General features: G+C 49.2%; 15 protein-coding genes. 5 read left to right on the forward strand and 10 right to left on the reverse strand.

Features of this window, described 5'->3' with window-relative positions:
* Positions 1 to 12: 12 nt before the first annotated feature.
* Together AAHB90_RS22715 and AAHB90_RS22720 are read right to left on the reverse strand one after the other, a co-directional pair.
* A complete protein-coding gene (locus AAHB90_RS22715; protein ID WP_342087533.1) occupies positions 13 to 780 on the reverse strand; it encodes a TIGR03915 family putative DNA repair protein in 768 nt (255 codons plus the stop codon).
* Positions 780 to 2,036 (reverse strand): putative DNA modification/repair radical SAM protein, encoded by a 1,257-nt coding sequence (locus AAHB90_RS22720; protein WP_342087534.1) that lies wholly within the window; start codon positions 2,034 to 2,036, stop codon positions 780 to 782. The genes AAHB90_RS22715 and AAHB90_RS22720 overlap by 1 nt, the downstream gene beginning before the upstream one ends.
* A 170-nt stretch (positions 2,037 to 2,206) precedes the next feature.
* Between AAHB90_RS22720 and AAHB90_RS22725 the strand changes: the two genes are divergently transcribed.
* Complete coding sequence (locus AAHB90_RS22725; protein ID WP_342087535.1) at positions 2,207 to 2,929, forward strand: thioredoxin family protein; 723 nt, start codon at positions 2,207 to 2,209, stop codon at positions 2,927 to 2,929.
* Here the strand turns inward: AAHB90_RS22725 and AAHB90_RS22730 are convergent, their stop codons facing one another.
* The 5 genes from AAHB90_RS22730 to AAHB90_RS32840 all read right to left on the reverse strand — a co-directional run bounded on the left by AAHB90_RS22730 (position 2,930) and on the right by AAHB90_RS32840 (position 5,436).
* Complete coding sequence (locus tag AAHB90_RS22730; RefSeq protein ID WP_342087536.1) at positions 2,930 to 3,733, reverse strand: GNAT family N-acetyltransferase; 804 nt, start codon at positions 3,731 to 3,733, stop codon at positions 2,930 to 2,932.
* A 28-nt stretch (positions 3,734 to 3,761) separates the two neighbouring features.
* Entirely contained in the window at positions 3,762 to 4,301 is a 540-nt protein-coding gene (locus AAHB90_RS22735) for a hypothetical protein (RefSeq protein WP_342087537.1), read from the reverse strand.
* Positions 4,298 to 4,774, reverse strand: coding sequence for an RNA polymerase sigma factor (locus tag AAHB90_RS22740; protein ID WP_342087538.1), 477 nt, complete (start codon positions 4,772 to 4,774; stop codon positions 4,298 to 4,300). Before AAHB90_RS22740 ends, AAHB90_RS22735 begins: the two co-directional genes overlap by 4 nt.
* A gap of 69 nt (positions 4,775 to 4,843) precedes the next feature.
* Positions 4,844 to 5,083 carry a DUF4926 domain-containing protein gene (locus tag AAHB90_RS22745; protein WP_342087539.1) on the reverse strand — a complete coding sequence of 80 codons (240 nt, stop codon included), beginning with the start codon at positions 5,081 to 5,083 and terminating at the stop codon, positions 4,844 to 4,846.
* A complete protein-coding gene (locus tag AAHB90_RS32840; RefSeq protein WP_446717919.1) occupies positions 5,080 to 5,436 on the reverse strand; it encodes a DUF6883 domain-containing protein in 357 nt (118 codons plus the stop codon). The genes AAHB90_RS22745 and AAHB90_RS32840 overlap by 4 nt, the downstream gene beginning before the upstream one ends.
* 94 nt (positions 5,437 to 5,530) lie before the next feature.
* Here AAHB90_RS32840 and AAHB90_RS22750 point away from each other — a divergent pair, with 94 nt between their 5' ends.
* Positions 5,531 to 6,370: a sulfurtransferase gene (locus AAHB90_RS22750; RefSeq protein ID WP_342087540.1), complete on the forward strand. Its 840-nt coding sequence runs from the start codon at positions 5,531 to 5,533 to the stop codon at positions 6,368 to 6,370.
* 43 nt (positions 6,371 to 6,413) lie between these two features.
* On the opposite strand, the gene AAHB90_RS22755 is transcribed toward AAHB90_RS22750, so the two are convergent.
* Complete coding sequence (locus AAHB90_RS22755; RefSeq protein WP_342087541.1) at positions 6,414 to 7,292, reverse strand: c-type cytochrome; 879 nt, start codon at positions 7,290 to 7,292, stop codon at positions 6,414 to 6,416.
* A gap of 175 nt (positions 7,293 to 7,467) precedes the next feature.
* Here AAHB90_RS22755 and AAHB90_RS22760 point away from each other — a divergent pair, with 175 nt between their 5' ends.
* Positions 7,468 to 8,478 (forward strand): helix-turn-helix transcriptional regulator, encoded by a 1,011-nt coding sequence (locus AAHB90_RS22760; RefSeq protein WP_342087542.1) that lies wholly within the window; start codon positions 7,468 to 7,470, stop codon positions 8,476 to 8,478.
* A gap of 7 nt (positions 8,479 to 8,485) precedes the next feature.
* Positions 8,486 to 9,016, forward strand: coding sequence for a YceI family protein (locus AAHB90_RS22765; protein ID WP_342087543.1), 531 nt, complete (start codon positions 8,486 to 8,488; stop codon positions 9,014 to 9,016).
* A gap of 4 nt (positions 9,017 to 9,020) precedes the next feature.
* Here AAHB90_RS22765 and AAHB90_RS22770 read toward each other — a convergent pair whose 3' ends face one another.
* The gene (locus AAHB90_RS22770) at positions 9,021 to 9,284 is read right to left on the reverse strand and encodes a hypothetical protein (RefSeq protein ID WP_342087544.1); all 264 of its coding nucleotides are present in this window, start codon (positions 9,282 to 9,284) and stop codon (positions 9,021 to 9,023) included.
* Between the two features lie 142 nt (positions 9,285 to 9,426).
* On the opposite strand from AAHB90_RS22770, the gene AAHB90_RS22775 reads away from it, so the two are divergent.
* Positions 9,427 to 10,125: a class I SAM-dependent methyltransferase gene (locus AAHB90_RS22775; protein ID WP_342087545.1), complete on the forward strand. Its 699-nt coding sequence runs from the start codon at positions 9,427 to 9,429 to the stop codon at positions 10,123 to 10,125.
* 75 nt (positions 10,126 to 10,200) lie between these two features.
* Here AAHB90_RS22775 and AAHB90_RS22780 read toward each other — a convergent pair whose 3' ends face one another.
* Positions 10,201 to 11,070 carry a tetratricopeptide repeat protein gene (locus tag AAHB90_RS22780; RefSeq protein ID WP_342087546.1) on the reverse strand — a complete coding sequence of 290 codons (870 nt, stop codon included), beginning with the start codon at positions 11,068 to 11,070 and terminating at the stop codon, positions 10,201 to 10,203.
* Positions 11,071 to 11,073: the final 3 nt, after the last annotated feature.

Here is an 11,073-nt window from a genome sequence, read left to right on the forward strand (position 1 = left end):
TATCAGCGGAATCTATCCCTGCTTCTCAGAAAGGTACTTCCAATAGCGTCGCGGCACGTGCCTGATGTGCAGCCGCATGTTTTTGCGTGCCTGAATGTTGGTACTTTTAAAATAGTCCTGCCATAATAAGGTGTACAATTCCTCTTTCGGATCCAGCAAATCGGACGGAAGTGCATTGACGATCGACATTTGAGGTGCTTCGCTCAGCGCTATTTCTTCTGTTTTTTCAAGGTCGTAATAGAGGCCATATTTTCTTTTCAAATCATAAATAACCCAGCGCTGGTCGGCATAGCGGTTTTGAAAATGCTCGGGCAGGAGCGGCAGTACATCAAAATCAGGCTCGATATGGGCATAGTAAATGCCGTCGCCCGTTTTCTGAAACCGCACGAATGCTTCCATCCGGTGTTTTTCACGATGCACTTTCCGGGCGGTTTGGGAAATGGCGAGCACGTCGGGATGGGCGAAGTTTTCGGATGCGCCGGCGGGCTGGTCGATGATATAGCGGGCAAAATGGAGCAAATGCTGAAACACTTCCGGCTGTTCGGAAAGGAATGCCTTGTAGAAACGCAGCTGCCACTCTTTTCCCAGTTTTTTACAAAGCCCTTTCCAAACCCGTTTCCCCTTTTCGCGGTCGGATACTACCCGAAAACCTGAATCGAAAACGTCAGGGACATAATGCAGTTCCGTTACCAGCTTCACCACTGCCGATTTCCGGTGGTAACATTCGAAAATGGCCGTCAGCAAGCCTTCCAGCGAACCGTCGAAAATATACAGCTCCATTAGAAAAGCGACAATTGATTATTCGGGTTGGCCAGGTATTTACTTTTGCCTTCGGACAAAATAAGGCCCTTAATGTGCCCTGCCTCGTACTCTTTCAGCTGCACTGGGCTATCGGCATACCGGATGAAATGGCGGGCTTTGCGAAAAGCTATACCGAGTTTTCGTAAGTGGTTTTCATACAGCCTGTTAAACTTCCTGGCCTGAACGATTTTCAACGCCGAACCGACGCCTATACCCGGCACGCGGAGAATCATATAGTAATCGGCCGTATTAATGTCCACCGGAAACTGGTCGAGGTTACGTAATGCCCAGCTGAGCTTGGGATCGACATCCGCTTCGAGGTTCGGATGAATGTCGTTGAGTATTTCCTGCACTTTAAAACCGTAGAAACGCATCAGCCAATCGGCCTGATACAGCCTGTTCTCGCGGATTAAAGGTGGTTGAGAGCCAATAATCGGTAGTCGGGAATCGTTGCTGATCGGAATGTATCCCGAGTAATAAACCCGTTTCAGGGCGAAATTCTCGTAAAAAGCATTCGCGGTATGCAAAATTTCCTTATCGGACTCCGGCGTAGCGCCCACGACAATCTGTGTGCTTTGCCCGGCCGGCACGAATTTCGGTACACTTTTGATCAGCGCCTTTTCGCTTTCAAACTGGGTAATATTGTTTTGGATGTATTTCAAAGGCTTTTTCACTTCTGCATGCGACTTCTCGGGCGCTAGCAGTTTCAGTCCTGTTTCGGTAGGCATTTCAAGGTTAATACTCATGCGATCCGCATACAAGCCCGCCTCATGAAGCAACTCGTCGCTGGCCCCCGGGATCGTTTTCAAATGGATATAACCATTGAAACGTTCCTCTTGCCGGAGCTTTTTCACAATGCGTACGAGCCTTTCCATCGTATAATCGGCATCCTTGAAAATGCCGGAACTCAGGAATAGCCCTTCGATGTAGTTACGCCGGTAAAAATTCATCGTGAGCTCCACCACCTCGTCCACGGTGAATGCAGCCCGCTTGATATCGTTGCTGCGCCGCGAAACACAGAATGCGCAGTCGAAAATGCAGTGGTTGGTGAGCAGGATTTTCAGTAACGATACACACCGGCCGTCTTCGGTGTAGGTGTGGCAGATCCCCGTTCCTTCCGCATCTCCAATCCCCTTGTTCTCATTCTTCCGGTTACTGCCGCTCGACGAACATGAAACGTCGTATTTCGCAGCATCAGCCAGAATCCCCAACTTCTCACGGATCGGCTCGTACATACTAAAATTTGCAATTAGTTAGATTTGTCTAAAATATCAGGCGGTGATTACCAGTTATTAGGAGGTTGCACTGAATGATTAATTGTGCATGAAAATATCAAATATTTGATACTGATACAATCTTTTGTGGGAGAATGTTTGAGAGCCGTTTGAGTAAATTTTCTATTTGTTTGCTGGCAGTTGTCGGATCTGTCAGATTTTCAGCGTTTTGTCAGTCGGAGGAGCCGAAAGTGGTAAGGTACAATGGCAAGGTTAGCCAGCAAATCGTGATGACGCGCGATTCCCCGATCATCGATCATGCCACCGGAAAACGGATCAGCTACGAGACGTACGACAATATGCTCCGGCGTAACCCGGGACTTTACAAGACCCAGCCGATATTCGATAAATACGGAAAGGCATCCTCTTTCGAAATCATCAAAAAGAGCCAGTTGTATGTTCAGGAAGACGGTTCGGTGATGAATAATCCCGACCTGATGCCGGAAATAGGCGAGCCCATTGCCCCGTTCGTCATGCGTGGTCTGGACGGGCGGGAATATGACTCGGAGAAATTGCGGGGAAAATACATTCTGCTGGGCTTCTGGGTACGTTATGAAAAGCCATTATACACATTCGCCAGCACCAAGGTGATTTCGAGTTTTGTGGATGAAAACAAAAAGAAGGGTATTGAAATAATCTCCCTTGGTACCACGCTTAACACCGAAGAAGAATGCCTGGAAGCGATCCCGAAACGGAACTGCGGTTTTATTCCCGTTCCGGAATCGTATGGTTTCAACCACCGGTACAAGATCAGCGAGACGCCCTATTTCATTTTAGTAGACCGCAAAGGCATCGTCAGAGCTATGGCCCCGCACACCGAATTCTCGAAAATCAGCGAACTGGTATTGCGCTGATCAGCCCAATGCGCCGCTGATGCGATTGTAAAGACGCTCGGGGTGCCAGATCCTGCGGGGGCCGAGGATCATGCGGCGGGAGGTCTTGTACATACTGTATCCATGCTCATGAAGATAATTCAAACCTTCCGTGTTGGCGAGTGGAAGGATCGCCGCGGGCCGTGCCAACGTGCGGACCTGCATTAAAGCGAACCCCGCGACATCCGTTGAGGCGATAATAGGGCCATCGCTCCACGTGGGCAGGTAGACGCCCTGCAAATCCCCATTTGAACCGATAAAAACGAAGGCATCCGCCAGAAACTCGCCCATCACACTGCGCCTGTCTTCGCCGGATACCATGCGGTCGAGCGCATAAGCGGTTTCACGGAGGTGTTCGTTAAATGGCTGAATATGTGTAGAATGCGGAAACGGTGGAATCTCCCGCTCGCGTTTTAAATGCGCATATTGTCCCTCTACTTCAAAACCCTGTTTCAAATAAACCGGGTACCCAAATTCCGTGGCGTCTAAGTAAATGGTAGTATAGCGGGTCCGGTCGATGCGCTCGATCAGGCTGCGGGTAATGGCGCTTCCAAGGCCCTTGTTCCGGTGCTCTCCATGCGTGATGATGCACGCAAGCCACGCAGTATCGCCATGGAAAATGGCGGCACCAACGGCAACCGGCCGGCCATCTTCTTCGATCTTGATCGGCTTGCAGCAATCGGATTTTAAAAAGTAGGCGAACCGGGGGCGGATATCGCCCCAGCCTTCGGGTTCCAGGGCCGGGAGGTAAGCAATGTCTTCTTCTGTGAATTCCTGACTAATCATGGCATGGATCGTTAATCCTGCTAAAATGTCAAAAATCTGCTTCTAATCGCCTGAAATGGGCAATTTTTCTTTTCCAGCTAATCCACGAGTAGTAAAACAGAAGCAAAAATGCAATGATTAATGCGCTCAAAATGATGTATTTGCGCTGGTTAAACACGATTTGATAAGTGAGGAACAATAACAGCGTGGCTGAGTAGGCGATCGAAGATAGTAAAGAAAGCACCGCCAGTTTTTTCAATGTCTGCGCTTCCTTCACCAAAGCCTCCCTGATGTTACCGCTTACCGACGGGTTTTGTAAATGATAATAACCCACTGCATTGTTTAAAATGTAAAGGATAATGCTGCTTATGAGCATCATATTGACAATCAGCGGCTTTTCCGCTCCATCCAGGCCATCATAAAAAAGAAACAGGAGAGCCGTAAGCGCTGCAATTTCGATCATGAATTTGATCCGAAGCCTGCGCAGCGACGGGTGGTTACGGACGCGGGTCATCATGGCGAGCTCCTGCTCGGAATGGGATTCTTTACCGGCCCGGTGCCAGTCGGATTTCAAATCGTCGATATTCATAGATTGCTGGAAGTTGAAAGTGTTTTGAGTTTTTCCCTGATGCGGTTGAGCTTCACGCCCACATAATTTTCGGAAATGCCTGTTAACGAGGCGATTTCAGTATAGGAATAGTCTTCGAGATAAAGAGAAATAAGGGCCCTTTCGGATTCGCTCAAAGTCCGCAACGCCCGGAAGAGCCATTCTTCGCGTTCAGAAACGGCTTGTATGGGCTCGGCGAGGTCGGGCGGGTGTTCGGTGATGGAAACAGGGGATTTTTGCTTTCGGTAGGAGGCCATCGCCGTATTCAGCGCGATGCGGTAAATCCAGGTCGTTATTTTGGATTCGTGCCGGAAGCCCGGAAAAGCGCGCCAGAGCTGGTAGACGATTTCTTGAAAAAGGTCCTGCTGGTCTTCCGGCGTGTTGCGGTACATCCGGCTGACCTTGTAAATGATCCGCTGATGCTCCCCGATGGTTTCAAGAAAAATTTTCTCCATAAAAATCAAATCTTTCCCAATAGGTTGCAGAGATTGGGAAAAACTTACATTCGTCGCGACTTTTTTGGATTAATGCGAATCTATAACGACAGGCAACTTACGGACATGCGCAATTTCGCCGCGGGTTATTGGGCGGATCTGATTGGAAAGGAGCGTTTCGATGGCTATTGTCTCACCATCCAGCGTGCTGAATTCTACTTCGAAGGCAGTACTGTCTCCATGAGTCATCACAATTGTACCGATGTCGCCCGCTTGCAGTTCCAGCTCGGGCAGGTCTTGGGTCAGGACTACTATATCGAGTTCTTTCATTTTGCTGTTGCAGGAATTACGGTGATTAATCGCGGCATGTTTTCTGGATCATTTATATCGAAAAACCATCCGATAAGCACTCTTGGATTTCTAGTATCGGGCGTTCGCAGCGAGCCTTCGGTGGTTATTCTGGTCCCAAATGGAGGTCGTTTCTCAATCTGTACTACCAAACTTTCGCATGCCGACAGCCGAAGTGCTTCCAGGAACTCGGCGCTATTCGCAAGGGAATAACCAAATTTACTAAAAAACATGGCTTTTGATTTCCCTTCACGATGGTCAAAGTTCAGTAGATAATTTTCAATTTTGTTTCTTGAAATAATTGCCTTGGAGCAATTGTGTAACCTTGTCATCATTATAGCGTGTGAAAACAGTCCGACATTGACTATTTAGACGCCAGTTTCATGAAAAGTAACGTTATTTACCAAAGTTTTTTCAAAAGATCAGGACATGAATATCATTACAACAGACCAGCTCAAAACCATTCTGGAAACGGAAGACCCTATTTTGATCGATGCGAGGGGAGGAACGGATGCTCTGGAACGGTACAACCGGGCGCACCTCGCGAATGCCCAGTTTGTGGACCTTGAAACCGATTTGTCGGAGAAATCCGGTGATCCGTCGGACGGTGGGCGGCATCCGCTGCCGAAACCGGACGATTTCGGAAGATTTTTAGGCATACTCGGTATCAGCCCGTCGTCGACTGTTGTGGTGTATGACGATAAAAAAGGGGCTAATGCAGCAGCACGATTTTGGTGGATGCTGAAAGCCGCAGGTCATGAAAAAGTGTATGTCGTAAGCGGCGGACTGGACGCAATCGTGGAGGCCGGCATCGATTTGACTCAAAAAGCGGCCTCATTGCACAATTTGGAAGAATACCCCATTAAAGGATGGCAGATGCCGTTGGTCGATGCAGAAGATGTAGCGCTTGCTGCGGCCGATCCCGATTCGATGGTGATCGATGTGCGTGAGCATTACCGGTACGTGGGAGAGAGCGAGCCAATCGACCTGGTAGCAGGCCATATTCCAGGGGCCGTTAATATACCATATACTTCCAATCTCGATGGAAAAGGCGAGTTCATGCCGCCTGCGGAACTTGCTGCAAAATACAAGGATGTACTGGCTGACAAAGACCCCCGCAAGGTAATCGTGCATTGCGGATCGGGCGTTACAGCCTGCCACACGCTCCTTGCGCTGGCAGAGGCGGGCATGCATGGCGCGAGCCTGTATGTAGGCTCGTGGAGCGAATGGTCGCGCACGGAAAGGCCCATTGCAACAGGGGAAGAATGACACATGAGCCGGGGCGGGATTTTTGAAATCCCGCCCCGGTCGTTTACTGAATAGACTGCAGGTAATCGTAAAGCGAAGAAAGCTCGCTGCGCGTGTACTGCGCAGTCATTTTCCAGGGCATATCTTCGTTTTTGAGAATATGACCTTCCGGGGTTTTTCCTGAGGTAAGTGTTGTAATAAACTCTGCTTTCGTCCACTTTCCTACATGACCCGCCCGGGTAATGTCCGGCACCGGCGGAAATCCGGGAGCAAGCGGCTCTCCACCTTTGAAGTTTTCGCGATGGCATCCGGAACATGATACGGCCAGGTATTTACCCTGAGCCACGCCCTCCGTCGAGTCGGCCCGGGCGATCATCGGTCTGTTGTGGTCGATCTTTTCCACCGATAAAAGGGGCATTTTGCCAAGATAGCTCATGATAATGGCAACCGGACCAAGATCATTTCCCGGAAGTTCATTGTCTACATCCGGAATCTGGCGGCAATAGGCGATCAGCGCGGCCATATCCTGCTGAGAAAGCAACGCAGTTTCATGTGAAGGCATAAAAAGAAGTGGCTTTCCATTTTGGTGAACGCCATGCCGGAGCGCAGCGAGCCAGTCGGAAACCTCGTACCCGGCTGGTAATCCTCCTTTTCCCCGGGTAAGATTGCCCGCAACAAGCCGGCCAATGGCACCGTCGTCGTTCATGACTTTACCTTCCAGATCGGTCCCGTGACAATCCTGACAGCCCTTAATGGCCACCAGGTGCCTGCCACGCGCGAGGGCTGCGCTGTCGGTCGGGACCTCCATGGTGGCTTTTTCAAACGCGTAGACTTTCGTCATACGGCTTTTCATGGAGACCGACATGTACGTGTAGGTGCTGACGGCGACGAGCGTAATTCCGGCCAGGATAACGCCGGTCCACTTTAAAATTTTTCTGATCATGGCTTTGAAGTTTTTCGCAAAAATGCTGGATGCCATGCCGCATTGACCTACGCAAAACGGATAAAAATCTACGACAAACGGATTTTGTCGATTAATTGGGCCGTTCACTCAGTAGGAAGCAGGTACGAGGCAGGCGGGCGCGTATTTTCGTGTTGTGTTAAACCGATACTGTCCTATGGCCGCTACATTTATCCATTCAGCCGACATTCTCGATTTCAATCCTTTACCTAATCCGCAATCGGTCACTCCCGGGGCGCGTGCCGGACAGGCAGGTGAGTTTCTGACCCGCTATCATCCCGCGGTAGGCGAGTTGAAGTTCAAGAGCCTGATGTTTCCACATGTACACCTGATGAACCTGCATTGGAACTCGCAGGCCGACGTCGTTCTCTACGACAGTACGCCGGTAGACACGGTCAATATCAATTTCCACATGGCAGGAAGGCTCGACACGACTTTCGCCGGGCTGTCGCACGATCTTCATATGAGTTCCGGTAAACATAACCTCGTGTTTTCGCCGGAAGGAGGTGATACCAACCGTGTTTCGGCCAACGAATCGCTCGAAATGTTTCATATCAGCCTGGATAAGGCATTTTTCTCGGAGATTATAGGCTGCGATGACCGTTGGAGTGAACGCATTCAGGATAATTTACGCTGCAACAGGCCGTTTTCGGGCATTAAAGGCACCGCGAACACGACGCCGTTCATGCAGAAACTGATACGGGAAGTGAAGCAATGCGAGGAGGTTGGGGCAGTTCGTAATCTGATGATCCAATCGAAGATTTTGGAGCTGCTGGCATTGCAAATCGAGCAGTTTCGCGGGCCCGGCCAAACGGAAAGCATTTCCGCGGCCGATGCAGAGAAACTTCACCAGTTGAAATATTTCCTCGACACCCACTTTCTCGAAGAGCATTCGCTTGCCGGGTTATCGCGGATTTGTCTGTTGAATGAATTTAAGGTAAAAAGAGGTTTCAAGGAACTGTTCGGCACTACCGTTTTTGGGTATCTGCGTAAAATGCGGATGGACTACGCCGAACAGCAACTACTCGACTCCTCGCGATCGGTAGCGGAAGTTTCTGATCTGCTCGGTTATGAGCACGCACAGCACTTCTCAACCGCATTCAAGAAGTACAGGGGAATTAATCCGTCCAGGCTCAAAAGTGGGCGCATACCGGCCCGAATACATTAGAATGACGATGAAAAAGTATTTAACAGTGGTCAGTTTGTTGATATTGAACGCATATGTGTTTGCCGCGATCAGGGATTGGCGCATTGCGGAAGGCTATCAGATACGGTTCGACGGCAAATATGCGCACGGATCATTCCATAAAATGGAGGGTAAGATCCGCTTCGACCCTTCCCAACCCGAGCAATCCCGCTTTGAAGTTTCGGTCGATGTAGCGTCGATCGACACGGGCATTGAACTTAAAAACAAACATGCGAGAAGCGATAAGTGGTTCGATGCAGAAAAGTACCCGCGCATTCGTTTCCTGTCCACGTCGGTCAGCCGGACAGACACCGGTTTTGTCGTACACGGCGAGCTGGAATTGAAGGGGATAAAAAGAGAGATCGCGATCCCGTTTGCATTCAGGAGCGAGGGCGACAGGCACCTTTTTTATGGTAAATTTAAAGTGAACCGCGGCGATTTCGGGATTGGGAAAGTAAATGGCAAGGAGTCCGATTCGACGGCTGTGGAAGTATCGGTTCCGGTTCTCACGCTTGAATAATCAGTTACTTGTTCCGCAGCGCTTCAAGCTGCCGCAACAGTTCTTTAAGTTCTCCTTCGGCGGCTCTTAGCGACCGCATTTCCCCGCTTTCCACTACACTTTGAGCAGGGTCATTGAAATTTTTGGCTTCCTCCATCACCTCCGGATTTTCGCGGTTTTCGGGTGAAAAAGCGATCGTCTCTTCCAGGTTTGTCCGTTCAAACTCGATCTGCTGCCTTTTAGCGAGTATTTTGTCTTCAAGTTGTTGTTGTTGTTCGGTGCTATTCATGGTTGCTATTGTTTTTAAATTTACCTTGCAATAATTGAGCCTGGCATTTTGCACATCGCAGAAGGGTAATTTTCACCTTTGAATTACTTTGCTGATCTTTGAACGAACTAAATTTTCTTGAATCGACAACTCACACAGGATTATGGATTATGTAAATGCTTCATCCGATTATCTGAACGCCAATCCCAGCTGGCATATCGAAGATTCCCCCTGGAAGGCCACTCAGATCATCAAAATGCTGAAAAAGAATAACCTGCATCCCAAATCGATTGTGGAAATTGGTTGCGGCGCCGGGGAGATCCTCAATCAGATCCATGATCGCTGGGAGGATAAGACGGTAAAACTCTACGGTTACGATATTTCACCCGATGCCTATGAGTTCTGCAAGCCACGGGAAAAAGACCGGTTAAAATTCTTTAACAACGACCTGTTACAAACGGATGAAAAATTCGATCTGTTGCTTATGATCGATGTTTTCGAGCATGTCGAGGACTATTTCGACTTTATCCGTAAAAGTGCCCGGCACGCGGAATACAAAATTTTCCACATCCCGCTCGATTTTTCCGCATTGGCGGCATTCACAGGTCATCTGATGAAATTGCGGCATTCGGTGGGGCATATTCATCATTTCACCCGTGAAATGGCGATCAACACCCTCAAAGACTGCGGCCTCGAGGTGGTCGATTGGTTTTATACGCTCTCGGAGCTGGAATTGAACTACGGCCGGCACAACTTCAACGGGAAAATGGTCAATTCATTCAGAAAAGTATTGTACACCGTCAATCCGGAACTTGCCGTGAAAGCGGTAGGAGGATTTTCATTGCTCGTATTGGCTAAATAAGAAACCACACATTCAGACTTTTGCGCATGTGTAGCCCGCTCGTTCGGGCTGCGCTTTTTTTGTTTATTAAGCAAACTACTTCATATTCAAAGCCCTTTTCAAAAAGCCTCCCAGGAAACTCGCGGCAAAAGTAAGGATCATGGAGCCGTAAAGACTGAAATTTTCGAGCTCCTGACGGGCCCGGTCATCGGGAAGTGTGGTGAAGAGAAAGTAGCCCGCCAGCAGAAGTATACATTGCATGATCGCCAGCAACCAACCTTTGTAAGGTTCGGCAAACCCAATGGAAATGGCCGAGAAAACCGCTACCAGATAAGGGAGATGAATGCTTTCCGCATTTTTGATCACATACACGAGCAATGCGCTGGTCATAATAATCATCGCCATGTTGATTACTAGCCGCCGGTCGAAAAAGGGTGACCGGTTCGCTGCGGGTTTTGCCGGATTCGTTTTCAATAACTCCCGCAATTCATGTTCATGTTGCATATCCTGCATTGCTTCTGCTTCGCGGCCCAACTGCGTGAGCGCCTTTGCGCGCCAGTGATAAGGATTTGCACTGTTTTCTTCGCCGAGCGTTACGGCTTTGTTGAGCGCTGCCAACGCTTCTTCGGGTTGGCTCTTTTCCAGATACAATTTCCCCAGTTCAAGGTGGAGCGCAAAAACCTGGTCGTCGTAACTCAGGCCTGCCTTTATATCGGATATGGCAGCTTCGGGGTTTCCAAGTTCTCTTTGGCATAAGCCCCGGTAGAGGTAAGCAATGCAGGATTTGGGTTTTTGACCGATCCTGGAATTAAAATAAGCATACGCTTTGTCGGTTTGTCCACTCTCAAAAAGTGCTATTCCTCCAGTGAGGGTGGCCGCCTCTTTTTCGCTGGGTGTGCGGAGGTCGGCATAATTGCGCAGGTAATAGATATAGCCGAAAAAGGCGATAACGACGAGAAATTCCATATG

It is taken from the genome of Dyadobacter sp. OTU695, from assembly GCF_038440355.1.
Lineage (GTDB): Bacteria > Bacteroidota > Bacteroidia > Cytophagales > Spirosomataceae > Dyadobacter.

Excerpts from the sequence above, each read along its gene's own strand:
- AAHB90_RS22755 (WP_342087541.1), bottom strand. The coding sequence starts at position 7,292 with ATGATCAGAAAAATTTTAAAGTGGACCGGCGTTATCCTGGCCGGAATT.
- AAHB90_RS22760 (WP_342087542.1), top strand. The coding sequence starts at position 7,468 with ATGGCCGCTACATTTATCCATTCAGCCGACATTCTCGATTTCAATCCT.
- AAHB90_RS22730 (WP_342087536.1), bottom strand. The coding sequence starts at position 3,733 with ATGATTAGTCAGGAATTCACAGAAGAAGACATTGCTTACCTCCCGGCC.
- AAHB90_RS22775 (WP_342087545.1), top strand. The coding sequence starts at position 9,427 with ATGGATTATGTAAATGCTTCATCCGATTATCTGAACGCCAATCCCAGC.
- AAHB90_RS32840 (WP_446717919.1), bottom strand. The coding sequence starts at position 5,436 with ATGATGACAAGGTTACACAATTGCTCCAAGGCAATTATTTCAAGAAAC.
- AAHB90_RS22780 (WP_342087546.1), bottom strand. The coding sequence starts at position 11,070 with ATGGAATTTCTCGTCGTTATCGCCTTTTTCGGCTATATCTATTACCTG.
- AAHB90_RS22745 (WP_342087539.1), bottom strand. The coding sequence starts at position 5,083 with ATGAAAGAACTCGATATAGTAGTCCTGACCCAAGACCTGCCCGAGCTG.
- AAHB90_RS22720 (WP_342087534.1), bottom strand. The coding sequence starts at position 2,036 with ATGTACGAGCCGATCCGTGAGAAGTTGGGGATTCTGGCTGATGCTGCG.
- AAHB90_RS22735 (WP_342087537.1), bottom strand. The coding sequence starts at position 4,301 with ATGAATATCGACGATTTGAAATCCGACTGGCACCGGGCCGGTAAAGAA.
- AAHB90_RS22750 (WP_342087540.1), top strand. The coding sequence starts at position 5,531 with ATGAATATCATTACAACAGACCAGCTCAAAACCATTCTGGAAACGGAA.
- AAHB90_RS22715 (WP_342087533.1), bottom strand. The coding sequence starts at position 780 with ATGGAGCTGTATATTTTCGACGGTTCGCTGGAAGGCTTGCTGACGGCC.
- AAHB90_RS22770 (WP_342087544.1), bottom strand. The coding sequence starts at position 9,284 with ATGAATAGCACCGAACAACAACAACAACTTGAAGACAAAATACTCGCT.
- AAHB90_RS22740 (WP_342087538.1), bottom strand. The coding sequence starts at position 4,774 with ATGGAGAAAATTTTTCTTGAAACCATCGGGGAGCATCAGCGGATCATT.
- AAHB90_RS22765 (WP_342087543.1), top strand. The coding sequence starts at position 8,486 with ATGAAAAAGTATTTAACAGTGGTCAGTTTGTTGATATTGAACGCATAT.